Genomic DNA, 23,754 nt, shown 5'->3' with positions numbered 1-23,754 from the left:
TACGGCCCTCGGCGGCGTCAACGTCGGAACGCCTCGTTCCCATTTCCGGGGGACGCCGTCGACGGCGGTCTTTACCGAATCATTGCCTTGTCCGGCTCAACCGTTCGACCGGGCGGAGCGTGGCCGTGGCGGCGCACGCGCCGCGATCCCGGGGCGGGTACCCCCGTACCCTCGTCCCCATGACACCGCGTCCCGCCTCCGCCCCCGTGGGCACGGTGACGCGCGGCACCACCAACCCGAACCGGCTGCGCCGCATGGACCGCTGGATCGCGGCCGCGCACGGCGCCGAGCTGCGCCGCGCCGCCGACCCGCTCGCCGTCGACCTCGGCTACGGCGCCGCGCCCTGGACCGCGCTCGAACTGCTGCACCGGCTGCGCACCACGGCGCCCCGCACCCGGGTGGCGGGCGTGGAGATCGACCCGGCCCGGGTCGCCTCGGCGCGGCCGTACGAGCGGGAGGGGCTGGCGTTCCTGCGCGGGGGCTTCGAGATCCCGGTGCCGGGCAGTCCGGTCCTGGTCCGCGCGGCGAACGTGCTGCGCCAGTACGACGAGGGGGAGGTCGCCGGCGTGTGGCGGCGGCTGTGCGCACGGCTCGCGCCGGCCGACCCGGCGGCCGGCACACGCGGCGGGCTGCTGGTCGAGGGGACCTGCGACGAGATCGGACGCCGGCACGTGTGGGTCGCGCTCGGCCCCGAGGGACCGCGCACGGTCACCTTCGCGACCCGGCTCGGCTCCCTGGACCGCCCCTCCGACCTGGCGGAACGCCTGCCCAAGGCGCTCATCCACCGCAACGTCCCCGGCGAGCCGGTGCACGCCTTCCTCCGCGACTTCGACCGCGCCTGGGCGGCCGCCGCGCCCTACGCCTCCTACGGCGCACGCCAGCGCTGGATCCGCGCCGTGCGGGACCTCACGGCCGACTGGCCGGTGACGGACGGTCCGGCGCGGTGGCGGCAGGGGGAAGTCACCGTCCGGTGGGGGGCGTTGGCGCCGCGAGGGTGGTGAAGCCGCCGCGACGCCGGGCTCCCGCACCCCGCCGGCCGGGAACGATGTCCCCCGGCCGTTCGTCACACCGGCGGGACGACGGTCGTCCAGGGGCCGGCGGGACGGAGGGGGCGTCGTCCACACCTCCTGTCGTCGTCCACACCCCCTGTCGTTTCGCGCTCCGGCATGGCAGCATCCCGGCAGGGACAAGTTACTGACGATTAACCAGGCGGGGGTGCACGCATGGGGGCAGGCAGGCGCAGAGTGCTGACGGCGGCCGTGACCGTGGTCTGCGCGGTCACCGTACTGGCCGCGCCCGGTGCGGCGTTCGCGGCCCCCGCTCCCCCGCCGGACCCGGGCGCGACCGCGAGCGTCACCGTGGTCACCGGCGACCAGGAGCTCGAGGCCGTCCGCAAGAAACTCGAAAGCCTCTACCGCGCGGCCGCCAAGGCCACCGACGAGTACAACGCGGCCGAGGAGAAGGCCCGGCAGCAGACCGCGCAGGTCGCCCGGCTGGCGAAGCGGATCGTCGAGGGCCGGGAGAAGCTGGCCGGCCTCAAGGACCGCGCGGGCGCCGCGGCCGCCGCGCAGTACCGCAGCGGCGGGCTGCCGCCCGAGGCGCACCTGATGCTGAGCGACGACCCGCAGGATTTCCTGGACGGCGCCGACCGGGTCCGCCAGGGCCAGCACGCGGCCAAGGGCCTGATCGGGGAGATGACCCGTACGCAGGAGGACCTGGAGCAGTACGCCCAGGACGCGCGGGAGCAGATGCGGAAGCTGGAGGCGGGCCGCAGGGCCAAGGCCGAGGCGCAGCAGCGGATCGAGAAGCGGATCGAGGTGGCCGAGAAGCTGGAGGCCGAGCTCGAGCAGGAGGAGAAGGAGCGGCTGGCCCTGCTGGAGCGGCAGGCCGCCGCCCGCGCCCAGGCCACCTGGCTGAGCTCCGGCGTCCTCGACGACGTCACCTCGAAGGCGACCGCGCAGGGCCGCGAGGCCGTGGCGTACGCCACGGCGCAGATCGGCAAGCCGTACCAGTGGGGCGCGGAGGGGCCGAACACGTTCGACTGCTCCGGACTCACCTCGCAGGCCTGGCTGGCCGCGGGGAAGGCCATCCCGCGCACGTCGCAGATGCAGTGGCAGCAGCTGAAGCGCGTCGACGTCAAGGACATGCGGCCCGGCGACCTCATCATCTACTGGGCCGACGCCAGCCACGTCGGGATGTACGTGGGCGACGGGACGATGGTCCACGCGCCCCGTCCCGGACGGACGGTGACCCTCGCCGGGGCCGGTTCGATGCCGATCCTGGGCGTCGTACGGCCCGACCCCGCCGTGGAGTGACGCCAGGGCCGTGCCGTCGCCGCACCGCCGGGCCCCAACGGCCCGGTGACACGGGCCACGTGACCCACCGCACGTGGATCTCGTGGCCGACGCCCCGTGGACGTGACGTTCGTCATCCCCACAGCGCCTCCGGCCTGTCCAACTGCGGCAGCAAACGCGGCATATGACAGCGGCCGTTGGCCGAGCGGCGTGGCTCACACCATTCCGCTGCGGCGCGGTCACCCGCTATCGTCCCCGTTCGAAGGGGCATCCCCTGTCCGCTCACGCCAGACGCACGCGGGGGGCAGGGCCGAGATCCGTCGCCCCGCCATGCCCTCGGGGGGAGGGAAGGAACCCGGAACCATGCCCGCACCCGTACCGCGGCAGAGAGCGATCCCGGCCGCGGAAGGCGGTCAGGGGGCGGCCGCCGCACCGGACGAGTCCGCACAGGAGTTGCCCGGGAACCGGACGACGGCCCCCGCGGCCACCCCGTCCGACGCCGCACCGGCGAAGACCCAGACCGCCACACCCGCCCAGCTCACCCTGCTGCTCATCGAGAACGACCCGGGCGGCACGCCGATCGTGCCCGACCTGCTCGACCAGGCCGGGCGGCCGATGCGCATCCGCACCGCCCGCAACCTCACCGAGGCCGAGCGGCTGCTGACCGACGACGTCCACTGCATCCTGCTGGACCTGGCGCTGCCCGCGCCCGGCCGGGCGGACGACGGCGACGAGCTGGCCGTGCTCCGGCACGTCCTGGAGCTGGCGCCCCGGCACGCCGTCCTCGCCCTCACCGGCGCGGACGACACCGAGCGCGGCGCCGAGGCCGTACGGGTCGGCGCGCAGGACTACCTGGTCCGCGACGAGCTGGACGGCCGGCTGCTGAGCCGCGCCATCCGCTACGCGGTGGAGCGCAAGCGGTCCGACTCCGCGGAGCGGCGGCTCGCCGAGGGCCGGCTGCGCGCCCAGGAGAACCGCCGGCTGGAGCGCGGCCTGCTGCCGACACCGCTGCTGGACGGCTCCCCGCTGCGGTTCGCCGCCCGCTACCGGCCCGGCCGCTCCCGCGCCCTGCTCGGCGGCGACTTCTACGACGTGGTCCGCACGCCCGACGGCACCGTGCACGCCATGATCGGCGACGTCTGCGGGCACGGCCCGGACGAGGCGGCGCTCGGCGTGGAGCTGCGCATCGCCTGGCGGGCGCTGACCCTGGCCGGGCTGTGCGGGGACCAGCTGCTGAGCACGCTGCAGCAGGTACTGGAGCACGAGCGCCCGGACGACGAGATCTTCGCGACGCTGTGCACGGTGGACATCGCCCCCGACGGCCGCCGGGCGGGCCTGTGCCTGGCCGGCCACCCGTCGCCGCTGCTGGCCGCCCCGGGCATGCCCGCACGGCTGCTGCCGTACGACGACAACGGTCCGGCGCTCGGACTGCTGCCGCGCGCCCGCTGGCCGCGGACGCAGGTGGAGCTGGGCGCCGAGTGGAGCCTGATGCTCTACACCGACGGTCTGATCGAGGGCCGGGTCGGCGACACCGGGGAGCGGCTCGGCCAGGACGGCATGGTGGAGATGATCCGCCGCCGGATCGCCGAGGGCCTGAGCGGCGAGGCACTGCTGCGCACCGCCGTCAACGAGGTCCGGGACCTCAACGGCGGCGAGCTGACGGACGACGTGGCGGTGCTGCTGCTGGACCGGGCGCGCTGAGCGCCCTCCGGGTCTGCCCGGCCCCGGGCTGCGGGGGTCTCCTGCTCAGCGTCCGCCGTTGTACGGGCCGTAGGGGCCGTCGCTGCTGGAGCCCTTGCGGCTCCGGCCGCCGCCGGACAGACCGCGCAGCGCCGGGCGCACGTCGACCATGTACACGATCGTCGCGATCAGGCCGATGATCGGCAGGAACGACAGGATGTTGAAGATCAGGTTCACCACGAAGGCGAGACCCAGGATGATCAGCCAGAACGGCTTGGTCTTCTTGTCCGCCGCGCGGTAGGCGTCCTCACGGCGCGTGGCGGCGTCGATCAGCGCGAAGCCGCTGAACAGGATCAAAGCCATGCTCAGCAGCCACAAGAAATCAGCGAAGCCCTGCATCAGCACTACGTCCACCACCCGTGATCGGCTCGTCCACCGCGCCGTCGTCCTTGTCGCGCCGCCGGCGGGCGCCACGTCGTCTTCCCGCCGTCACCGTACCCGCATCCGCCGGCCGGATACCCGGTGAACGGGCCGGGCACCGCACACGTGCCCGGCCCGTGCCGTTCCGTCCCGTTTCAGCGGGGTCCCGCGCCGCTCACTTCGCGGGCGGGGTCGTCTTCTTCGCCGTGGCCTTGCGGGCCTCCGGGGTCTTCTTCGCGGCGGGCTTCCTCGCCGCCGGCTCCGTGGCCGCGGCGGGCTCGCCCCGCTCCGCCCCGGCCGGCTTCTCCCCGGCCCCGGTCCCGGCCGGGGCGGGCGCGGGCTTCGGCTCGGCCGACGGCTCGACGGCCACGGCGATGTCCTCGATGCCCTCGGCGGCCTCGCCGCGCCAGGTCTTCACGGCCTGCTCGCCCTGCTCGGCGAGCTTCTCGTAGGCCTCGCGGGCCTTGACCGCGTACTCGGCGGCGACGCCCACGCTGCGCAGCGCGAGGTCCTGGGCGGTCTCGCCGAGCTTCTTCAGGTCGGTGTCGATCGACCCGAACAGCTCGTTGGCCTTGGTCTGCAGGGTCTCCTGCGTCTCCCGGACCCGGACGGTCACCCGCTCCTGGACGGCCTTGGGGTCGGTGTTGCGCACGGCCTCGATGCGGGCCGGGGCCTCGGTGCGCAGCTGCTCCACCAGGGCCGGCACCTTCTTGGCCTGCTGCAGCGCCAGGTCGGCGGTGCCGGCGGCGAAGTAGAGCGGCTTGGGGTCGCTGAGGGTCTTGCGCAGGTCGTCGGTGATGGCCATGGTGAGGGTCCTCCCGGATGTCGTTTCGGCTGAGGGTCTGTGTGGTCCGCGGCGGACGGCCGGTGCCCTGGCCGGCTCAGCCGGCCGTCCGCCGCGGACCGCTGTCGTCGTCGCCGGCCTCGCGGCCGGGGCGTTCGGCGGGTCTGCCGCCCTTGCCGGCGGAGGCCTCCGTACCCGGCTCGGGTCCGGCGGGATCCGCCTCACCGTCTTCGCCGCCCCCGAATCCGTTCTCCTTGCGGAAGGAGTCGTAGATCTGGAGGAGCACCTGCTTCTGGCGCTCGTTCAGCGTGGGATCGGCGAGGATCACGGCGCGCGTCTCGACCTCGTCCCGGTCGCGCTCGGCGTCGAGGATCCCGGCGCGGACGTACAGCGTCTCGGCGGAGATGCGCAGCGCCTTGGCGACCTGCTGGAGCACCTCCGCGCTGGGCTTGCGCAGCCCGCGCTCGATCTGGCTCAGGTACGGATTGGACACCCCGGCGGCGTCGGCGAGCTGCCGCAGCGACAGCTGCGCGTTGCGCCGCTGCTCGCGCAGATACTCACCGAGACCGCCGACGTTCAGGGATGCCATGTCTCCCACCATGACGCACCGCGCTAACAATTGCAAGCAACCCGCTTGCAAGAGTGCGCTCGCGCGCGGCGCGGCCCGCTGTTGACCTTCACCTCGGGGGAGCGCCCAGCATCGGTGGGGTCGGGCGACGGGCCCGGCACGAGGAGGGACGTACATGGAGCTGCTGACCATCGGAGCGTTCGCGAAGGCGTCCCGGCTGTCGCCCAAGGCGCTGAGGCTGTACGACGAGCTCGGTCTGCTGACCCCCGCCCGCGTCGACCCGGACACCGGCTACCGCCGTTACGCGCCCGCGCAGTTGGAGCAGGCCCGGCTGGTCGCCTGGCTCCGGCGGCTGGGCATGCCGCTCGCCCGCATCCAGCGGGTCTGCGCCCTGGAGGCGGGCGAGGCGGCCGGGGAGATCCGCGCGTTCTGGGCCCGGGTCGAGGCCGACACCGCCGCACGGCGCGACCTGGCCTCCTTCCTCGTCGACCACCTGTCCGGGAAGGACCCCGCCATGTCTCCCACCACCGCACCCCTCGCGCTGCGTCACGCCGCCCTGTCCGACACCGGACGGGTCCGCGCGAGCAACCAGGACACCGCCTACGCGGGGTCCCGCCTGCTCGCCGTCGCCGACGGCTACGGCAGCGGAGGCGCCCCCGCGAGCGCGGCCGCCGTCGACGCGCTCAGGAGCCTGGAGGCGGAAGCCCTCCCCGCGGGCGACCTGCTCAACGCCCTCGAGGACGCCCTCGGCCGCGCCGAACAGGCCGTGCACGGCGCCTTGGGACCCGGCGACGCCGGCGCCGACGCGGGCACCACGCTCACCGCGATGCTGTGGACCGGCTCCCAGCTCGCCCTCGTCCACATCGGCGACTCCCGCGTCCATCTCCTGCGTGACGGGGAGCTGTTCCAGATCACCCACGACCACACGGTGGTGCAGTCGCTGATCGACGAGGGGCGCCTCACCCCCGAGGAGGCCGCCTCGCATCCCCAACGGTCCCTGCTGCTGCGCGCCCTGGGCCGGGGCGCCGACTCCACACCCGACCTGCGCCTGCACGACGTCCGCGTCGGTGACCGCTACCTGCTCTGTTCCGACGGCCTGTCCACGGTCGTCCCCGCCGAAGGCGTCCTCCGGGTGCTCACCGACGCCCCCGCGCCCGAGGCGGCGGTCCGCGGACTCGTCGCCCTCGCCGACGAGTCGGGCGGTCCCGACAACGTGAGCTGCGTCGTCGCGGACGTGGTGGAACAGGCGTAGGCACCGCCGTCGTCCGCCGTGTTCGCCGGGCCGGTGCGGACCCCCGCCCGCACCGGCCCCGCGTCCGGCACGATGAGGCATGCTTCCGGACCACTGGCACCTCACCACCGACGTCGAGGACTTCCTCACCCGAGCCGGGGACTTCCTCCGCTCGCAACCCGCCCTGCACACCACACCGCTGACGGACATCGAGAAGCTGCGCCTCCCCGGCGCGGGCGCCTCCGTCCTCGGCCGGCTGGAGACGGAGGGCACGGTCCGCGCGGTCTGCTACCTCACCCCGCGCGGCCGTCTCGGCCTCACCCCGCTGACCGCCGACGGCACCGGCGCCCTCGCCGCCCGCCTGGCCGCCCTCGGCCACTCCCCCGCCCAGGTCATCGCCGACCAGGACACGGCCGCCGCCTTCGCCGCGGCCTGGCAGCGGCGCACCGGCGCGGAGCCGGCCCCGTTCTGGCGCACGCACCTCTACCGCCTCGGCACGCTCACCCCGCCCCGGCCCCATCCGGAGGGCCGGGCCCATGTCGCGGGGGCGGCGGACCGCGACCTCGTGGTGCGCTGGTGCCGGGACTTCTGCGTCGAGGTCGGGGAACAGCCGTCCATCGACCTGATCGACGCCGGCGCCTGGACCGCGTCCCGGTTCGGCGACCGGCACTTCACGTTCTGGAAGGCCCCGGACGGCACCCCCGTCTCCATGACGGCCGTCACCTCGGTGGTCGGCGGCATGGTCCGCGTCGACCCCGTCTACACCCCGGCCCGCTTCCGGGGCCACGGCTACGCGGGCGCCGTGACGACCGAGGTGAGCCGGGCCGCGCTGCACGCCGGCGCGACGGACGTCGTCCTCTACGCGGACCCGGACAACCCCACGAGCAACGCCCTGTACCAGCGCCTCGGTTACGTCCGCCTCGCCGACTGCGCCGGGTACCGGTTCTCCGGAGGGGGCCCGGCGTGAGGTGAGCGGGAAACCCGGTGGCCCCCGCGGCCGTCCGGCGGCCAGACTTCCCGGGTGACGTCGCTGCACGACAACGAGATCGCCGTGGACGAGAGCCTCGTCCGGACGCTGCTGCGGGCGCAGTGCCCGCAGTGGGCCGGCCTGCCCTTGCGGGCCGCGGGCGCGGGCACGGACAACACCCTGTACCGGCTGGGCGACGGCCTCCTCGTCCGTCTCCCGCGGACCACGGACGGCGGCCCCTCCCTGCGCAAGGAGCAGGAGTGGCTGCCTCGTCTCGCGCCCCTCCTCCCGCTCCGGGTGCCCGAACCCGTGCACGCCGGGACGCCCACCGACGCCTACCCGGTCCCCTGGGCCGTCCACCGCTGGATCGATGGTGAGGACGTCGGCCCGGACACCGTGCGGGACTGGGCCGCCTTCGGCGCCGGCCTGGCGGAGTTCGTGAGGGAGTTGCACCGCGTCGACCTCATGGGCGCGGCACGGGCGGGCGGCCTGTCCTGGTACCGGGGAGGCACCCTGGCGCCGTGCGACGAGTGGGTCGGCGAGGGCTTCGACGCGTGCCGGACCGTCGAGGGGCTGGACCTCGACGTCGACACGCTGGAGCGGATGTGGCGGGCGGCACTCGACCTGCCCGGCCCCTCCGGTCCGCACGTCTGGCTCCACGGCGACCTCAGGCCGGCCAACCTCCTGGCCCGCGACGGCGCGCTCCACGCCGTGATCGACTTCGGCGCGCTCTCGGTCGGCTTCCCCGACGCCGAGCACGCCCCCGTCTGGGACCTCCCGCCCGAGGCCCGTCACGCCTACCGGGACACCCTGGCCCTCGACACCCCGACCTGGCTCCGCGCCCGCGCCTGGGCCATCGCGGTCGCCGTCGCCGGCATCCCGTACTACTGGCACACGTTCCCGGCCTTCGCCCTGGAGTGCCGCAGCCGCCTGGAGGCGGTCCTCGGGGACGCGGCGCCGCGCTGAGCGGGCCTTGCCGTGCCCGCACGAGCCCGTCAGGCGGATGCGGACGCCCCCGGCCGGCGCACTCGGCACACTCGGCACACTGAACCCCATGACGCTCACCGACGCCGCCAAGGCCGATCTGCACCGCTACCTCCAGGAGGCCCGTGACGCGCTGCTCCGGAAGCTGGAAGGGCTGTCCGAGTACGACGTCCGGCGGCCGTTGACGCCGACCGGGACCAATCTGCTCGGGCTGGTGAAGCATGCCGCCGGAGTCGAACTCGGCTACCTCGGGGACACGTTCGGGCGGCCGTCCGGGGAGCCGCTGCCGTGGCTCGCGGAGGGCGCGGAGGTCAACGGGGACATGTGGGCCACGCCCGACGAGACGCGTGCCGACATCGCCGGCCTGTACCGGCGGGCCTGGGCGCATGCCGACGCGACCATCGGGGCGCTCCCGCTGGACACGGTGGGCACGGTGCCGTGGTGGCCCGAGGACCGGAACGAGCTGACCCTGCACCACGCCGTGGTCCGCGTCGTCGCCGACACCAGCCGGCACGCGGGCCACGCCGACATCCTGCGCGAGCGGCTGGACGGCGCGACGGGCGAGCGGCCGGGCGCCACCAGCCTTCCCTCGGCGGACCCGGCCTGGTGGGCGGCCTACCGCGACCGGCTGGAGCGGGCGGCGCGCGCCCACGCGCCGAGCACGGGCACGCAGCGCTCGGCGAAGTACTCGTAGTCCTCGCCGGTGTTGTAGACGTGCGCGGACAGCCGTACGTAGCCGGTGCCGCCGAAGGCGGTGAACGCGGCCTCGACGCCCAGCTCCGCGGCCACCCGGTCGCGCAGGGCGTCCGCGGCGACCCGGCTGTCGGCCAGCCCGTCCGGCAGCTGCACCAGCCGCATGCCGGGCACCGGCATCCCGACGTCCACGCGGGCGTCCTCGCCGGTCAGTTCGGTGACGGCGGCGGCCACGACCCGCTCGCCGTACCCGGCCAGCTCGTCCATGTAGCGGCGGGCCTCGTCCCAGCCCCAGGTGCTGCCGACGAAGTCCAGCGCGGTCTGCGCGGCGAGGTGACCGGTGGCGTCGAGGGTGCCCTGCTGGTCGAACCGGTCCGGGTACGGGCCGGGCGCGCCCCAGGAGTCGATCAGCGGGTGCAGGCCGTCCCGCAGCGGGCCGCGGGCGACCAGGGCGGCGGTACCGCGCGGGGCGCAGGCCCACTTGTGGAGGTTGCCCGTCCAGAAGTCGCAGGTCAGCCCGGCGAGGGGCGCGGCGAGCAGGCCGGGCGCGTGGGCGCCGTCGACGAGCAGCGGGACACCGCGCCGGGCCGCCTCCGCGCCGATCCGCTCCACGGGGAGCCGACGGGCGGTCGCGGAGGTGATCTGGTCGACGACCAGGAGACCGGTGGCGTCGCTGACCTCCGCCATGACCGCCTCGTACGCCTGCTCCTCGCCCGCGTCCAGCGGCACCCGGGCGGTGTGCACCCGGCCGCCCCAGCGGCGGGCGAGGCGTTCGGCGCCCATGGTGACGGCGCCGTAGCCGTGGTCGGTGACGACGATCTCGCCGCCGGCCCGCCGCTCGAGGTTCGCGTGGACGACGCTCGCCCCGGCGCTGGCGTTGGGCACCAGGGCGAGGTCGCCCGCGTCGGCGCCGAGGAACGCGGCGAGTCCGGCGCGGGCCGCCGCGATCCGCCCCGGCAGCTCGGGGAACCACACCACCGGCGCCCGCTCCATCTCCGCCCGCAGCGCGTTCTGCCGCTGCTGGGCGACGAGCGGGACGGCGCCGAAGGAGCCGTGGTTGAGGTGGCGCAGGGCGGGATCCAGCGTCCACGCTCCCACCGCCGGCCGGCCGTCGGCCAGCAGCAGGGGGCGGGGCGCGGTGCTGACGTCGGTCTCGCTCACATGACTCCCATCCGCGAGGGACATCGGACCCTCGGGAGACCCGGAGGGCAGGACATCTGATGATCAGGGATGCTGGCATGGCGTTTTCGGTCACAACAAGGTGTGTGAGCGACTGGAGACCAGATGACCCTGAGCTGTTCCACCGAGTGCATCTGATCTCCCGGCCGCTGCAGTCCGCTCGGGCGGGGGCCGGCGGACACGGCCCGTCCGGGGAGGCACTGGATGCCGGCAGTCGACGCGGCTCTCCACGGCCCGCTCCGCAAGGCGGTCCGGCGCCGGGGCCGGGCTCCGCCCGGGGCGGACCCCTGCGAAGAACCTGGCGTCTCGCGGGTCTCGTTGCGCGAGGCGGTGCGGGCGCCGGCGGCGCCGGGAGTGATCGATCCCCGCCACGGATCGGGCACGTACGTCCCGCGGCTCCGCCCCCCCAGGGCCTGACCGGCAGCCTGCCCTCGACGTCGCAGCCCCCGTTCTCGCCAGGCCTTCCGGATGCCCGCGGGATCCGGCGTGTTCCGGAGGCCACGTGGCGGCGAAGGCGGCGGTCCGGGCGCTGCGGAGGCGCATGTCGTGCAGACGGAGCGGTGGTCGCGGGCGTTGACGCCGCCGGGGGAGGACGAAGAGGGCTGAGCGGCCGGGGGCCGTGTCAGAACGGCAGGGGCCGCGCCCGCACCACCTCCAGGCGGGACACCGCCCGGGTCAGCACCACGTACAGCCGGTGCAGTCCGCGCTCCTCGGCCTCGGCGATCGTGGCCGGCTCCACCGCCACCACGTGGTCGTACTCCAGGCCCTTGACGACGCTCGCCGGTACCACGCTGACGCGCTCCTCCGGTGTCTCCGGCCCCGCGGCCTCGGCCTCCGCCAATGCCCGCCGCAGCAGGGGCACGTGGGCGTCCGCCGCCACGACGCCGACGGATCCCTCCCGCTCCAGGGCCTCCCGTACGGCGGCCACGACCGCGCCCGGCACCTCCGCGGGGTCCGCGACGACCCGGTTGCGCACCTCGCCGTCCGGGCGCAGGGAGCGGGCCGCCGGAACGTTCACGTCCAACCGCCGCAGCAGCCGGTTGGTCAGCTCCACCACCGCCTGCGGCACCCGGAAACCGGTGGTGAGCGGCGTGACGGCCGCACCGGGGCGGCCCAGGTGGCGCAGTTGCTCGGGCCAGGAGCGCGCCGCCCAGGGAGTCGTGCCCTGCGCCAGGTCGCCCAGCACGGTGAGCGATCCGAAGGCGGCCCGGCGGGCGATGGCCCGGCACTCCATCGGGGACAGATCCTGCGCCTCGTCGACCACGACGTGTCCGTATCCCTCGGGGTGTTCGATCAGTCCGGCCACCTCGTCGAGCAGCAGCAGATCGGCGGCCGACCAGACTGCCGACCGCCACGACCGCGGCGGGCGCGCCCACAGCAGGGCGCACTGCTCCTCCGCGTCCAGGATCCCGTCGGCCGCACGCCCCAACGGGTCGGCGTCCGACAGCAGTTCCGCCACCACCTGCTCCGGCCGCACGTCCGGCCAGACGGCGTCCACGTACGCCGACACCGGCCGGGCCCGCTCGAGCCGGCGCACCCAGGCGGCGCCGCGCGGACCGCTGCGCCGCTCGGCCTGCTCCCGTACCGCCCGCACGATGCGGGCCCGCACCCGCTCCCGCCCCACGGCGTACGGCGGGGCCTCGTCCAGCACGCCGGCGACGATCCGCGCCAGCGCGTCCCCGTCGACCCGCCACCGGTAGGAGCCGTCGGACACGGCCAGCGAGTCCTCATGGCCGGTGCGCACCCGCGCGTACAGCGCTCGGCGCAGCACCTCCGCCATGCGAGTGCCGTGCTTGACGAGGGCGGTCCGCTCGTCGTCCTCACCGGTCGCCGGGTGCCGGGCGATCTCCTCGGCGAGGGTCGACTGCCGTACGCCGGTCTCGCCGAGGGAGGGCAGGACCTCGGCGATGTAGGTGAGGAAGGTCCGGTTCGGTCCGAGGACGAGGAGTCCGTCACGCCGCATGCGCCGCGGGTGCGTGTAGAGCAGGTAGGCCGCCCGGTGCAGGCCGACGGCGGTCTTGCCGGTGCCGGGAGCGCCCTGCACGCACACCGTGCGGCCCAGGTCGCCGCGTACGAGGTCGTCCTGCTCGGGCTGGATGGTGGCGGCGATGTCCCGCATCGGGCCGACGCGCGGCCGCTCGATCTCCCGGGCGACGATTCCGCTGACCCGGTCCTCGCCCCGCTCCAGGTGCTCGTCCTCCAGGCCGGTCAGGTCGCCGGAGTCGCCCTTGCTGCCGGGCGCCCAGCCGAACCGCCGGCGCACGACCACGCCCTGCGGGTCGCGGGCGGACGCCTGGTAGAAGGTGCGGGACACCGGCGCCCGCCAGTCGACGACGAGGGGCGGGGAGGCTGGGTGTTCGGTGATCCGCAGCCGCCCGATGTGGTAGCTCTGCCCGGCGTGGCCGGGCTCGCCCCGGCCGAAGTCCAGGCGCCCGAAGAACAGCGGGCCGGGCGGCAGTTCGCGGAGTTCCTTGGCCCGGCTGCGCAGGCGGTGCCCGAGAACCTCGGCGTCGGCGCCGGACGCGGAGACGTCCTCGCCGGTGGTCACCTGCTCGTCGGCGCCCCCGGTCATGGCGGCAAGGGCCTCACGGCAGCGGTCGTGGTGGGCGCGTTCCTGGTCGAGGGCGTGCTGCGGTACGGAAACGTCAGACGTCATTCACCCGAGCGTAGCAAGAAAAGCAACCTAGTAACGTTTTTTACTCGGTCACCCATGCGGGCAGGCCCCGCGCCAGCATCCCGAACGCCCGCTCCGCCGCGGTCACCGCGTCCTCGCGCACGTCGTCGAGGCGCTCGCCCGCCGCGATCCGCCGCCAGTTCTCCTGCGCGAGGATCCGCCGCACGGCGATGATCTGCCCGGCGGCCAGCCGGGCGTCGAGCCCGCCCCCGAGCGCCTCGGCCAGCGCCTCCTCGGTCCGCTCCAGCTGGCCGTACAGCCGGGCGACCAGGGAGGGTGTGCCGTACAGCAGCGTGTGAAAGGCGAGCACCTCGGGATCGTCGTTGAGCCCGGTGACGGGATCGCACCGCTCCAGCCCTTCCAGGAAGTGGCGCCGCAGCGCTTCGAGGGGCGTCGGCCCCTCCCGCACGACCCGTGCGGGCTCCTCCTCGTGGTCCGCGATCCGGTACAGGACGAGGTCCTCCTTCGCGGGGAAGTACCGGAAGAGCGTGGGCTTGGAGATCTCGGCCGCGGTGGCCACCTCCGCCACGGACACCGCGTCGAACCCCCGCTCCAGGAACATCCGGATCGCGATGTCCGACACCGTCCGGTACATCCGCCGCTTCTTGCGCTCCCGCAGGCCGATCTCGCTCATGCGGCGAGCCTACGCACCGCCAGGGCCGTGCCGGCCTCGGACCAGGGCGCGGGCAAGACAGGGATCGGCCGTGGCCCGGACCGGAAGGCCGAGCGCCCCGCTGGCGACCGCCAGGGTCACCGCGTACGAGGCGACCGCGCGGCGGACGTTCGGGGCGTCGAGGCTCGCTCCGGTGACGATGCGGTCGAGGTCGACGTAGGCGGAGCGGACGGTCTCCAGCCGCCGGTACACCTGCCAGTCCTTCCGCCAGTCGCGCGTGTACGCGGCCGGGAGGGTGCGTTCCCAGCGGCGGAACATGCGGTCCCGGATCTCCGGGCGGGTCGGGGTGAGGTGCATGTGCCGGACCAGGTCGTACAGGGGGTCCCCGATCAGCGCCATCTCCCAGTCGATGATGGTCAGTCCGCCGTCCCGGCGGACCAGGTTCCACGGGTTGAGGTCGCCGTGCAGCAGGGAGGGCTCCCGGTGGCTGACTCCCTGCCGGGACAGGATCTGGTGCAGCCGCCCGGCGTCCGGGAGCCCCAGTCGCCGGGCGATCCGCTGCGTCTTCCCGGGCAGTCCGTCCACGAGGCGGACCAGCTCGTCCTTGAGCCAGCGGTGGAAACCCGGCTCGCCCGCCGTCGGATCGAGCTGTCCGTAGTCCACCCGGGTCAGGGCGCAGAGCTGGTCCACCAGCCCGTCCGCCTCGTGCGGCAGCAGGCCGTGCACGGGGTGGTCCGGGGGACGGTCGACGTCCTCCGGGCCCAGGTAGGTGTGGATGGCGAAGTGGTCGTTCGGGTACGTCTCGCCGAGCGCCAGGGCCCTGGGTGCGTGCACGGCGACACCCGCCCGCTCGATGCTGCGCAGCACGGCGTGCTCGCTGAGGAAGTGCGGCTCCCGCCGGGTGACGTCGGGCAGCCTGCGCCGTACGACGACGGGGTGAGGGACCCCTGGAACGCGCACGACGGTGTTGAGGTGGGCCGTGCCCTTGAACACCCGGCCGGCCGGCGCCGCGCCCTCCACCGACAGGGCGTCGAGGACCGCACTCTCACCGAAGTCCTCCGGCAGAGGCAGGCGCCGGTCCGGGGACCACCCGGCGACCTCCGCGCCGCGCGCTCCGCGTGACGCCAGCCAGCGGAACAGCGCCCGCTCGATCTCCTTCGGCCCGGGCACGCTCCGCAGGCCGAGCGGACGCGCGGCCGCGCGCAGCGCCCGGTCCACCTCCGCCGTCGCCCCGTCCAGGTTCTTCCGCGTGTACGCCTGTTCCAGGGACTGCGCCGCCCGCATCACGTCCGGGAACACGGACTGCGCGCGCTCGAAGTCGAGGTAGTGCGGGAGATCCTTGGCCAGCCCGTTGACGGCTGCCGGGCGGACACGGCGCACGGCCTCCTCCCAGGCGCCGATGACCTCCGGCCACTGGCCCTCGGGGTAGTGCATGCGCACCAGGTGGATCGCCAGGTCGTGGAGGGGATCGCCGTACGTCGCCAGCTCCCAGTCGACGCAGACGACAGGGAGCGAGCCGCCGGGGGAGACGATCACGTTGTCGCGGTGCAGGTCGGCGTGGAGCAGGCTGTACGGCCGCCGCGTCATGACGGGGGTGCGCTCGGCGAGCCGGACCAGGGCGTCCTCCGGGATGCCGAGCGCCGCGAACAGTCCGCCGAAGGCGGTCCAGTTGGGCCGGCGGATCTGCCGGTCCGCGAGGTGGGCGAGGGTGCGCAGGAAGGCCTGGCTGTCGGTGTCGTTACCGGGCCAGTGAGGCGGCAGGGGCGGCAGGGCGCTGCGTCTGACCCGTGTCATCCGGGCGAGCTGTCCGACCAGCGCCCGCATGAGCAGGGTGTCCAGGGGCTTTCCGTTGGCGCAGACGCTGGACAGGGGAACGCCTTCCACATAGCTGTGGACGGCGAAGCCCGGGCCCTTCGCGAGGCACTGCGGCACGTGCGGCAGCACGCCCTCGACCGCCCCGAGGATCCCGTCCTCGTCGTCCCAGGTCCTGATCACCACCGGCAGGGCCTCGGCCCGGCGGACGCGCACCGTCACCGACGTCCCCGGCTCACGGCCCAGCAGACGCGCCTCCGGCTCCCGCACCGGCAGCACGTGGTTCTGGTTGTGGTGACCGCTGGTGGTCGTGCCGCACCAGGTGGCGCGTTCCACGAAGCTGCGGAGCCGCTCGTCCGGCGTGGTGGGCGCCCCGAGGGCCGGTCGGGGAAGAGGTGGTGCGCCCACTGGCCGCTCCGTGACGTACGAGGGAGACACAAATGACGGTAGGCACGCGGCCCCCGTTCCCGCACGCGGAAGTCAACCGCACGCTGTCCGGCGCCGGGCCGGGGGGTGTCACCCACGTGCCCGGAGGTACGGAAGCCCGTTCCGGTCGCCGATGTGCTCCCTGGTACGAACGGGGGAAGGGATGGGCTCGATCGGTGGCCGGATCGTACAGCACCTCCGTCACGCGGAGAAGAAGCCGCGACGGACGCGCTCCGACCGGAGCCGGACACGGGCGCCCGCCGCGCTGGTGCTTCAGACCCGGCCCGCCTCCCGCACCGCCTTCAGCACCGGCTCCAGCGAGCCGACGATCGCCCCCGCCCCCGCGTCCCGCAACAGCTTGTGCTTGCGGTCGTTGCGGGCATAGCCCAGGAACGGCACGCCCACCGCCCGCGCCGCCTGGAGGTCGGACGGCGTGTCGCCGATCATCAGGGCGGCCGACGGGGCGGCGCCCATCGCGTTCAGGGCGCGGCGGAGGCAGTGCGGGTGCGGCTTGAGGTACTGGAGTTCCCGCGTGCGGCCGTAGAGGTGCGGGGCGAAGCACGGCAGGGCGCCCCGTGAGGTGAGGTACTCCCGCACCACGCGCGGGGAGTTGTTGGTGGTGACGGCCAGGCGGGCGCCCACCGCCGTCCAGGTGTGGACCAGCGGATCGGCATAGGGCGTGGGTCTCGCCGAGGCGGCGGCCTTCAGCTCCTCCTGGGTGAGACGTTCCTCCAGTTCCGCGACGAGGTCGCTGCCGGGGTGCCGGCGGTCCACGGCGCGCAGGACGGCGTGCGGGTCGAGGGACTCGCGTTCGGTCTCGTCGAGCAGGCCGTGCAGCCCCTGCCCCTCCAGCCACTCCACCAGGTCCCGCGCCACCCGCTCGGCGGAGTGGCCCGCGAACAGGCGGCAGACGGGGCCGTCGAAGTCCCACAGCACGACGCGGGCACCTTCGATCAGGTTCCGCAGGTCGTCCGGTTCCGTCTCGGTCCCGGCTGTCACCGCTTCGGTCTGCTGCGTCTCAGAAGTCACCAGGAGAGTGTCAGGTCCGTCGTGATGGTTTCCCAGAGGGCGTCGAACCACTTCTGGGATTCCTCCACGAACGCCTGGTCCCGCCGGCCGGCCCGCTTGGCGAAGGAGAAGAGGAGGGACGCGGAGCCGAGGGCGTCGTACATCTCCAGGGTCTGGCTCTCCCACTCCTCCTCGCGCCGGGTCAGCATGTAGTAACCGATCAGCGCCTCCTCGTCGTTGAGCAGGTACAGCTTGACCGGCGGGGTGAAGGGCAGCGCGCGGAAGGACACGTGCACGTCGATCCCGTGCGTGGCGCGCAGGGCCTGCAGGTTGTGCTGGAGCACGCGGGCCTGGGAGTTGCGCTGGGCCAGCCAGCGCTCGTGGACCGGGTCCTCCTCGCCCGCGTCGCGGCCGTCGACCGGCACGGGGAAGGCGAGGTTGATCCGCCGGGACGGCAGCATGATGCGCACGTCGATCGCCTCGGGGCGGATGCGGCCCTCGTGGATGTGCCGGACCGGTTCGCCCACCGCCAGCATGAAGCTCTCCGCGGTGAGGCATACGGCGTCGATCCGCACGCGGGGCGTGGAGAACGCCTCCGTCAGCCGCGGCGCCAGCCCCGCCATCGTCGGCTGGGGCTCCTCCCGTGCCGGTGCGGGCGCGGCGATCCGGGGCGGGCTGCCCTTGCTGACGTTGCTGAGGAGCCCGTCGTCCTGAAGGGCGCGCAGGGCCTGGCGGACGGTGCCGCGCTCCACGCCGAACTCCTCGGCCAGCTCGGCCTGCGTGGGCAGCCGGTCGCCCGCCTTCAGTTCACCCCTGCGGATGCGTTCCCGCAGGATGTCGGCGATCTCCTGGGCCGAGAGCCTGCTGCTGCCGTTCACTGACACGTTCTCCTGGGCCACGGTCAAACGCTACAACTGTGATCCATCTAAAGGGAGTTGTTTGAAAGTTGTTTATGAGCAGGGGCCAAGTGGGGACAACTTCACTAAAGTTGGTTGCCAACTTGGCGGAGTTGGCGGAAGTTAGCGTTCCGTTCGCTCGGCCGTCGGCCGTCGCCGCCACGGGGCCGCCCGCACCGTCACCCCGTTCCACCGTCTCTGCCCGAAGGGGGTACACCATGCCCGTCATCGCCCTGATCTCCGCCGTCGTCGTCGTCACCGTCGAGCAGCTCGTCCAGTGGAGGTACGGCGCGGCCGGCCTCCTCGGCCTGCTGCTGGTCACCGTGGGCATCCACGCCAACCGGCCCGGCGTCAGCTCCGCCGGAGCGGTGCTGCTCGCACTGCTCCTGACCCGCCCCGCCCTGTGACCGGTCCGCCCCGGCCGCCGGGGGACCGCGGCCGGCCCGGCCGAACCGCTGCGGGAGACGTCAGTCCGTGAGCTCCAGCTCCGAACTGATCGTCTCCCACAGTGCGTTGAACCACAGCCGGGACTGCTCGACGAAGGTCGTGTCGCGCCGTCCGGCACCCCGCTCGAAGGCGAACAGCATCGACCGCATGCCCTGCGTGTCGTACGTCGGCAGGCTCTCCCGGCCGATCTGCGCCTCGCTGCGGGTCACCGTGTAGTAGGCGAACAACGCCTCGGCGTTGTTGAGCAGGTACAGCTTCACCGGCGGGGTGAAGGGCAGCGCGCGGAAGGTCACGCGCACGTCGATCCCGTGCGTGGCGCGCAGGGCCTGCAGGTTGTGGCGGAGCACCTGCCCCTGGGCATTGCGCTGGGCCAGCCAGCGCTCGTGCACCGGGTCCCCGTCCCCCTGCCGCCCGCCGACCGGCGCCGGGAAGGCCAGGTCGATGTTCCGGCTGGGCAGCAGGACGCGGACGTCGACCTTGGCCGGTTTCAGCCGCCCCGTGTAGATCTGCCGCAGCGGTTCGCCGATGGCGAGGGTGAGGGAGACGGCGGTCAGGCAGACGGCGTCGATCTCCACGTGGTCCGCCTCGAAGGCGGCCGTCATCCGGGGCGCGAGCGCCACCGTGGTGGGCTGCGGCGGGGTGGCGGGGCCCGCCGGGGCCCGGTCGGCGCGGTCCGCGACGGTCGCGGGCGCCCCCTTGGAGACGTTGGTCAGCAGGTGTTCCGACTGGAGGATGCGCAACGCGCCCCGCACGGCCTGCCGCTCGACGCCGAACTCGGCGGCCAGCTGTGCCTGCGTGGGCATGCGCTGGCCCGGCCGCAGCGCTCCGGACCGGATCCGGGCGCGCAGCTCGTCGGCCACCTCACGATGCGTCCGCTGTGGCCGCTGCGGCTTCTTCCGTCCATGGACGGAGGCGTGTTCCGGCTCCACGGCCGAACACTACAACTTCTCGCCATCTTCCGGCAGTTCCTCAGAGGGTGGTTATAGGACTCCTCCAAGTGGAGATAACTACAACCAAGTTGGTCACCAACTTGCTCAACCTGGCAGACCCACAGAGGGGTTGGATCACCAGGAGGGCGAGGGGGGAGGCCGCCGGACAAAGGGGGACCGCCATGCCGCTCGTCGCCGTCGTCGTCGCCGCCCTGGCCATCGGGTTCGAGCAGCTCGTCCAGTGGAAGTACGGCCCGATGGGAATCATCGCCTTCGTCGCCCTCACCGTGGGCATCAAGGCACGGAACACCATGATCGGCGGCATCGGCGCGGTCATCCTCGTGATGCTCTTCGCCCAGTCCGGCTGACGGCACTCCGCACGGACCGCCGGCCGGGCTCCCTTCCGGAGGGGAGCCGGGAGCCCGCCGGCGGCGCACCACCACAACCACAACTGAACAGCTCGCTACGGATGCACGACCACGCCCACCCGTCGCCGGCGGAAGGAGGAAGCGGCAGCAGGAGCGCGCACGCGACCACGCACCGCGTGGCCACGCGGCCACGTGACGACGCGACCGCGCCCGAACAGCAACAGCAACAGCACTCAGAAGATGTCCGGGCACCACGGTCGCCTGGACGTACGCAGCAGGGCGTCGGCCTGACGGGCGGCGCCCGCTCGTCCTTCCCGGACCCGGCCCAGCGCAGCGAGCCGCACCGCCGACTCGTCGCCGAGCCACAGCGTCGCCAGGTCCGCGACGTCCAGGGAGAGATCCGGGTCCTCGGTGGTCGGCGCACAGGTGCCGGCGCCGTCCGCCGACGCCTCCAGCCGGTACCGTCCACCGGCCAGTCCGCCCGCGTCGGCCACCTCCAGCACCAGCGGCCCCGCCGCCCCGTACGTCCGCGCCTCCAGCGCCCGCACGACATCGAGGATGCGCACCCACAGCCAGTCGGCCTGTGTGGTGACGGCGGCGGCGCGCGGGTCGGGCAGGAAGTGCGGGAGCAGGTCGTCGGGGGCCCGGTAGCCGGTCCGGACCGCGACCACCCAGTCGATCGAGCAGAGGTACCGCCACAGCGCCCGCTCGGCGGCCGGGGTCACCCCGGTCAGCCACTTCACCTGGACCGTGTTCAACGGCTGCTTGCCGTCGCCCCACTTGCCGTCCGTGGTGTAGGCGGCCATGCCCTCGACCTCGCCGCCGGCCGAGCGGTGGATCACGTAGTACGGCTCGTGGAACGTCGCGTGGGAGCGCACGGCGCCGGTGGTGGTCCTCCACCACAGCTCGTCGCGGCTCACCGCGCCCGGCTGGGACCGGCGCAGCCGCTCGTGCAGTTCGGGGCCGTGCTTGCGGACGTCCTCGGCGTCCACCAGGTCGATGCGGCCGCCGTCCTCCGGGCCCGCCCAGCGCGGGTCGAGCCCGGCGCGCGGCACGTCGACCGTCCACTCGGTGGTCCAGGTGGCCGGGCCGAAGCCGTACCGCCCGTAGATCGGGTACTCGGCGGCGATCAGCGTGGCGACGACGTCCCCCCGCTCCTTCGCCGCGGCGAGGTCCTGGGCCATCATCCGGGTCAGCAGCCCGCGCCGGCGGTGGGTCGGGGAGACGGTGACGTTGGTGACCGCGTCGGCCGGCACGACCGCCCCGCCGACCACCGTGAGCTCCTGCGCGAAGGAGCGGAAGGTGGCGACGCAGCGCCCGCCGTCGAAGGCGCCCACCGAGCGGCCGGGCGTGAACTGCGCCCGACGCGCGTCGAGCACCTCCTCGGGCGTGGTCGGCTCACGCAGGAAGCCGATGTTCATGGCCCGGTTCCAGTCGGCGAACTCGGACTCGTCGATGGGGCGTACGTCGATGTCGGCACGGGAGGTCATGGGGCCACGTTAGGTCGGTCTCGCGGCGGGTGTCGACGCGGTTTCCCGGGCCCCGGACCTCACACCAGCAGGTCGTCGACCTGCGCCTCCCCCTCCCGGTACCGCCGGGTGATCTCCGCCCCGCACGCGTCGGCGGTGCGCTGCAGCCGCTGCCGCCGCCGCGACACCTGCTGCTCGTACCCCGTCAGCCGGGCCATCGCCGTGTGCAGCTCGCCGTCCGTGCGCGCGCCCAGGTCGGACAGCTCCACCTCGCCGAGCATCTCGGCGGCCAGCCGCCGGTACTCCTCGCCGCGCGGCGTGCCCAGCGTGAGGTGGCGGGCGGAGGACCGGTGGCGTGCCGGGGTGTCGCGCAGGATCTCCGGCAGCCGCTGCACGACGGAGGTCTCCCCCGGCGCGACGGCCGCGGGCGCCCCCGCCGGCAGGTCGCGCCGGGCCAGCTCCGCGCGCAGGATGTCGATCCGCCCCTGCAGCAGCCGCCGTACGTAGCTGAGGTCGGCCTCGTCGCGCTGCGCGTCCCGCCGTGTCGCGCGCAGCTCCGCCAGGCTCAGCCCGGTCAGACCGTCCTCCGTCCCGTCCCCGGGCAGCGCGGGGCTGTCCGTGCGCTGCGTGGGCGGCCGGCGGAACTCCCGTTCCCCCGCGCCCTCTTGGGTCAACGCGACAGCCGCAGACGACTGCCCGGTCCCCGGTGTGCTCATGTGCCTCAACCGTCCCCTCGACCGGCATGTGCCAGCATGGTGCCACCCTGAGCGGCCGCAATGTATCCGAGTGGCCCCGATCCGCCCCAGATGGGCGCTAAGGAGTAAAAATAGCCCGACCGGGGCGTCCCGCGGGCCGCCGTCGGTCGTCTGTTCGCGGACCGGCATCATGGGCGTATGCGTGCGGTGGTGCAGAGGGTGGACGGCGCGAGCGTCGTCGTGGACGGCGAGACCGTGGGGGAGATCGAGGGCGAGGGTCTGTGCGTCCTGGTCGGCGTCACCCACGAGGACACCGAGGAGAAGGCGGCGCAGCTCGCCCGCAAACTGTGGTCGCTCCGGATGCTGAAGGACGAGAAGTCCTGCAGCGACGTCGGCGCCCCGCTCCTGGTGATCAGCCAGTTCACCCTCTACGGAGACGCCCGTAAGGGCCGCCGCCCCACCTGGAACGCGGCCGCCCCCGGCGACCTCGCCGAGCCGCTGGTCGACGAGGTGGTGGCGCAGCTGCGCGCGCTGGGCGCGACGGTGGCGACGGGCCGGTTCGGCGCGCAGATGCGGGTGTCGCTGACGAACGACGGCCCGTTCACCGTGCTGCTGGAGATGTGAGCTCCGCGTCCTGAGCCGCGCGGGTCAGGGTTCGACGACGGTCTCCTGCGCGGCGGCCGTGTCGCCGGCGAGCAGCCGGGCGTCCACCGGGACGTTCCGCTTCACCAGCGCGAGAGCGACCGGGCCCAGCTCGTGGTGGCGTACGGAGGTCGTGATGAAGCCGATCCTCCGGCCGTCCGGGCCGTCGTCCGCGAGGCGCAGCTCGGTGCCCGGCGCGGGCAGGTGCACCTCGCTGCCGTCCAGGTGCAGGAAGACCAGCCGACGCGGCGGCTTGCCCAGGTTCTGCACCCGGGCGACCGTCTCCTGGCCCCGGTAGCAGCCCTTCTGCAGATGCACGGCGGAACCGATCCAGCCCAGCTCGTGCGGGATGGTGCGGTGGTCGGTCTCGAAGCCGAGCCGCGGCCGGTGCTGCTCGACCCGCAGCGCCTCGTGGGCGAGGAGTCCGGCGGCCGGTCCCGCCTTCCGCGCGTACGCCTCCAGGTCGCCGCGGGGCAGGAACAGGTCCCTGCCGTACGGCGTCTCGCGCACCACCGCGCCCTCCGGCACCTCGGCGATGGACCCGGCGGGCAGGTGCACCACCGCGATGTCCTCGGTGCGGTCGGCGACCTCGACCCGGTAGAAGAACTTCATCGACTCCAGGTACGCGATCAGCGCCTCCTGGGTGCCGGGCTCGACGTGCGCCCAGGTCGTCCCGCCGTCGTCGACCAGGTAGAGCGCGTGCTCGATGTGGCCGTTGGCGGACAGGATCAGCGCCTCGGTGGCCTGGTGCGGCGGCAGCTCCTGGACGTGCTGGGTGAGGAGCAGGTGGAGCCAGCCGAGCCGCTCGGGTCCGGAGACGGTGACGACCCCGCGGTGGGACAGGTCGACGAAGCCGGTGCCGTCGGCGAGGGCGCGCTGCTCGCGGAACAGGTCGCCGTAGTGGGCGGCCACGCCTTCGTCCACGCCCTCGGCGGGGACGGCGCCGGGCAGGGTCAGCAGAGGGCTTTTCATACG

Annotated in this window: 23 protein-coding genes; 10 read left to right on the top strand and 13 right to left on the bottom strand. The window is 74.0% G+C overall.

Annotated elements, in window-relative coordinates:
* Positions 1–179 precede the first annotated feature (179 nt).
* The 3 genes from C1708_RS17840 (at position 180) to C1708_RS17830 (ending at position 3,995) form a co-directional block, all read left to right on the top strand.
* Positions 180–1,001, top strand: coding sequence for an SAM-dependent methyltransferase (locus C1708_RS17840; RefSeq protein ID WP_106413609.1), 822 nt, complete (start codon positions 180–182; stop codon positions 999–1,001).
* Positions 1,002–1,223: 222 nt separating this feature from the next.
* Entirely contained in the window at positions 1,224–2,315 is a 1,092-nt protein-coding gene (locus tag C1708_RS17835; protein ID WP_106413608.1) for a C40 family peptidase, read from the top strand.
* A gap of 342 nt (positions 2,316–2,657) precedes the next feature.
* Positions 2,658–3,995: a PP2C family protein-serine/threonine phosphatase gene (locus tag C1708_RS17830; RefSeq protein WP_106413607.1), complete on the top strand. Its 1,338-nt coding sequence runs from the start codon at positions 2,658–2,660 to the stop codon at positions 3,993–3,995.
* Positions 3,996–4,040: 45 nt separating this feature from the next.
* Here C1708_RS17830 and C1708_RS17825 read toward each other — a convergent pair whose 3' ends face one another.
* The 3 genes from C1708_RS17825 to C1708_RS17815 all read right to left on the bottom strand — a co-directional run bounded on the left by C1708_RS17825 (position 4,041) and on the right by C1708_RS17815 (position 5,767).
* Positions 4,041–4,373 carry a DUF2516 family protein gene (locus tag C1708_RS17825; RefSeq protein ID WP_198602727.1) on the bottom strand — a complete coding sequence of 111 codons (333 nt, stop codon included), beginning with the start codon at positions 4,371–4,373 and terminating at the stop codon, positions 4,041–4,043.
* A gap of 196 nt (positions 4,374–4,569) precedes the next feature.
* Positions 4,570–5,199: a hypothetical protein gene (locus C1708_RS17820; protein ID WP_106413606.1), complete on the bottom strand. Its 630-nt coding sequence runs from the start codon at positions 5,197–5,199 to the stop codon at positions 4,570–4,572.
* 76 nt (positions 5,200–5,275) lie between these two features.
* The gene (locus C1708_RS17815) at positions 5,276–5,767 is read right to left on the bottom strand and encodes a helix-turn-helix domain-containing protein (protein WP_106413605.1); all 492 of its coding nucleotides are present in this window, start codon (positions 5,765–5,767) and stop codon (positions 5,276–5,278) included.
* Positions 5,768–5,921: 154 nt separating this feature from the next.
* On the opposite strand from C1708_RS17815, the gene C1708_RS17810 reads away from it, so the two are divergent.
* The 4 genes from C1708_RS17810 (at position 5,922) to C1708_RS17795 (ending at position 9,622) form a co-directional block, all read left to right on the top strand.
* Positions 5,922–6,998, top strand: a complete 1,077-nt coding sequence (locus tag C1708_RS17810; protein WP_106413604.1) for a MerR family transcriptional regulator — start codon at positions 5,922–5,924, stop codon at positions 6,996–6,998.
* A 79-nt stretch (positions 6,999–7,077) separates the two neighbouring features.
* On the top strand, positions 7,078–7,944 hold the full coding sequence (locus C1708_RS17805; protein WP_106413603.1) for a GNAT family N-acetyltransferase: 867 nt from the start codon (positions 7,078–7,080) through the stop codon (positions 7,942–7,944).
* Between the two features lie 54 nt (positions 7,945–7,998).
* The gene (locus C1708_RS17800) at positions 7,999–8,910 is read left to right on the top strand and encodes an aminoglycoside phosphotransferase family protein (RefSeq protein WP_106413602.1); all 912 of its coding nucleotides are present in this window, start codon (positions 7,999–8,001) and stop codon (positions 8,908–8,910) included.
* An 88-nt stretch (positions 8,911–8,998) separates the two neighbouring features.
* Positions 8,999–9,622 carry a DinB family protein gene (locus tag C1708_RS17795; RefSeq protein ID WP_106416350.1) on the top strand — a complete coding sequence of 208 codons (624 nt, stop codon included), beginning with the start codon at positions 8,999–9,001 and terminating at the stop codon, positions 9,620–9,622.
* Here C1708_RS17795 and C1708_RS17790 read toward each other — a convergent pair.
* From C1708_RS17790 to C1708_RS17760, 6 genes are all read right to left on the bottom strand, one after another.
* Positions 9,544–10,782: an aminotransferase class V-fold PLP-dependent enzyme gene (locus tag C1708_RS17790; RefSeq protein WP_106413601.1), complete on the bottom strand. Its 1,239-nt coding sequence runs from the start codon at positions 10,780–10,782 to the stop codon at positions 9,544–9,546. The genes C1708_RS17795 and C1708_RS17790 overlap by 79 nt on opposite strands.
* A 640-nt stretch (positions 10,783–11,422) precedes the next feature.
* Positions 11,423–13,456 (bottom strand): HelD family protein, encoded by a 2,034-nt coding sequence (locus tag C1708_RS17780; protein ID WP_106413600.1) that lies wholly within the window; start codon positions 13,454–13,456, stop codon positions 11,423–11,425.
* A gap of 40 nt (positions 13,457–13,496) precedes the next feature.
* The gene (locus C1708_RS17775) at positions 13,497–14,108 is read right to left on the bottom strand and encodes a TetR/AcrR family transcriptional regulator (protein ID WP_106413599.1); all 612 of its coding nucleotides are present in this window, start codon (positions 14,106–14,108) and stop codon (positions 13,497–13,499) included.
* A gap of 9 nt (positions 14,109–14,117) precedes the next feature.
* Positions 14,118–16,307 carry an aminoglycoside phosphotransferase family protein gene (locus tag C1708_RS17770; RefSeq protein ID WP_106413598.1) on the bottom strand — a complete coding sequence of 730 codons (2,190 nt, stop codon included), beginning with the start codon at positions 16,305–16,307 and terminating at the stop codon, positions 14,118–14,120.
* 291 nt (positions 16,308–16,598) lie between these two features.
* Complete coding sequence (locus tag C1708_RS17765) at positions 16,599–17,354, bottom strand: HAD family hydrolase (RefSeq protein WP_241911276.1); 756 nt, start codon at positions 17,352–17,354, stop codon at positions 16,599–16,601.
* Complete coding sequence (locus C1708_RS17760; RefSeq protein WP_106413596.1) at positions 17,351–18,238, bottom strand: GntR family transcriptional regulator; 888 nt, start codon at positions 18,236–18,238, stop codon at positions 17,351–17,353. Before C1708_RS17760 ends, C1708_RS17765 begins: the two co-directional genes overlap by 4 nt.
* A gap of 209 nt (positions 18,239–18,447) precedes the next feature.
* Here C1708_RS17760 and C1708_RS17755 point away from each other — a divergent pair, with 209 nt between their 5' ends.
* Entirely contained in the window at positions 18,448–18,636 is a 189-nt protein-coding gene (locus C1708_RS17755) for a hypothetical protein (protein WP_106413595.1), read from the top strand.
* Between the two features lie 60 nt (positions 18,637–18,696).
* Here the strand turns inward: C1708_RS17755 and C1708_RS17750 are convergent, their stop codons facing one another.
* A complete protein-coding gene (locus C1708_RS17750) occupies positions 18,697–19,605 on the bottom strand; it encodes a FadR/GntR family transcriptional regulator (protein WP_106413594.1) in 909 nt (302 codons plus the stop codon).
* Positions 19,606–19,787: 182 nt separating this feature from the next.
* On the opposite strand from C1708_RS17750, the gene C1708_RS17745 reads away from it, so the two are divergent.
* Complete coding sequence (locus C1708_RS17745) at positions 19,788–19,973, top strand: hypothetical protein (RefSeq protein ID WP_106413593.1); 186 nt, start codon at positions 19,788–19,790, stop codon at positions 19,971–19,973.
* 233 nt (positions 19,974–20,206) lie between these two features.
* Here C1708_RS17745 and C1708_RS17740 read toward each other — a convergent pair whose 3' ends face one another.
* Entirely contained in the window at positions 20,207–21,463 is a 1,257-nt protein-coding gene (locus C1708_RS17740) for a GNAT family N-acetyltransferase (protein ID WP_106413592.1), read from the bottom strand.
* 59 nt (positions 21,464–21,522) lie between these two features.
* Positions 21,523–22,158, bottom strand: coding sequence for an RsiG family protein (locus C1708_RS17735; RefSeq protein WP_106413591.1), 636 nt, complete (start codon positions 22,156–22,158; stop codon positions 21,523–21,525).
* 177 nt (positions 22,159–22,335) lie between these two features.
* Here C1708_RS17735 and dtd point away from each other — a divergent pair, with 177 nt between their 5' ends.
* Entirely contained in the window at positions 22,336–22,761 is a 426-nt protein-coding gene (gene dtd, locus C1708_RS17730; RefSeq protein ID WP_106413590.1) for a D-aminoacyl-tRNA deacylase, read from the top strand.
* Between the two features lie 24 nt (positions 22,762–22,785).
* Here the strand turns inward: dtd and ygfZ are convergent, their stop codons facing one another.
* Positions 22,786–23,751, bottom strand: a complete 966-nt coding sequence (ygfZ, locus tag C1708_RS17725) for a CAF17-like 4Fe-4S cluster assembly/insertion protein YgfZ (protein WP_106413589.1) — start codon at positions 23,749–23,751, stop codon at positions 22,786–22,788.
* Between the last annotated feature and the right edge of the window lie 3 nt (positions 23,752–23,754).

The sequence above is a fragment of the Streptomyces sp. DH-12 genome (genome assembly GCF_002899455.1).
In the GTDB taxonomy this organism is placed as follows: Bacteria; Actinomycetota; Actinomycetes; order Streptomycetales; family Streptomycetaceae; genus Streptomyces.
Note: the sequence above shows the minus strand (reverse complement) of the source record. Positions and strands in the feature narration are given on the sequence as shown.

Bases quoted from the DNA above. Each gene is read 5' to 3' on its own strand.
- C1708_RS17775 (WP_106413599.1), bottom strand. From the start codon at position 14,108: ATGAGCGAGATCGGCCTGCGGGAGCGCAAGAAGCGGCGGATGTACCGG.
- C1708_RS17795 (WP_106416350.1), top strand. From the start codon at position 8,999: ATGACGCTCACCGACGCCGCCAAGGCCGATCTGCACCGCTACCTCCAG.
- C1708_RS17805 (WP_106413603.1), top strand. From the start codon at position 7,078: ATGCTTCCGGACCACTGGCACCTCACCACCGACGTCGAGGACTTCCTC.
- C1708_RS17830 (WP_106413607.1), top strand. From the start codon at position 2,658: ATGCCCGCACCCGTACCGCGGCAGAGAGCGATCCCGGCCGCGGAAGGC.
- C1708_RS17745 (WP_106413593.1), top strand. From the start codon at position 19,788: ATGCCGCTCGTCGCCGTCGTCGTCGCCGCCCTGGCCATCGGGTTCGAG.
- C1708_RS17825 (WP_198602727.1), bottom strand. From the start codon at position 4,373: ATGCAGGGCTTCGCTGATTTCTTGTGGCTGCTGAGCATGGCTTTGATC.
- C1708_RS17735 (WP_106413591.1), bottom strand. From the start codon at position 22,158: ATGAGCACACCGGGGACCGGGCAGTCGTCTGCGGCTGTCGCGTTGACC.
- C1708_RS17810 (WP_106413604.1), top strand. From the start codon at position 5,922: ATGGAGCTGCTGACCATCGGAGCGTTCGCGAAGGCGTCCCGGCTGTCG.
- ygfZ (WP_106413589.1), bottom strand. From the start codon at position 23,751: ATGAAAAGCCCTCTGCTGACCCTGCCCGGCGCCGTCCCCGCCGAGGGC.
- dtd (WP_106413590.1), top strand. From the start codon at position 22,336: ATGCGTGCGGTGGTGCAGAGGGTGGACGGCGCGAGCGTCGTCGTGGAC.
- C1708_RS17780 (WP_106413600.1), bottom strand. From the start codon at position 13,456: ATGACGTCTGACGTTTCCGTACCGCAGCACGCCCTCGACCAGGAACGC.
- C1708_RS17835 (WP_106413608.1), top strand. From the start codon at position 1,224: ATGGGGGCAGGCAGGCGCAGAGTGCTGACGGCGGCCGTGACCGTGGTC.
- C1708_RS17740 (WP_106413592.1), bottom strand. From the start codon at position 21,463: ATGACCTCCCGTGCCGACATCGACGTACGCCCCATCGACGAGTCCGAG.
- C1708_RS17755 (WP_106413595.1), top strand. From the start codon at position 18,448: ATGCCCGTCATCGCCCTGATCTCCGCCGTCGTCGTCGTCACCGTCGAG.
- C1708_RS17815 (WP_106413605.1), bottom strand. From the start codon at position 5,767: ATGGCATCCCTGAACGTCGGCGGTCTCGGTGAGTATCTGCGCGAGCAG.
- C1708_RS17820 (WP_106413606.1), bottom strand. From the start codon at position 5,199: ATGGCCATCACCGACGACCTGCGCAAGACCCTCAGCGACCCCAAGCCG.
- C1708_RS17840 (WP_106413609.1), top strand. From the start codon at position 180: ATGACACCGCGTCCCGCCTCCGCCCCCGTGGGCACGGTGACGCGCGGC.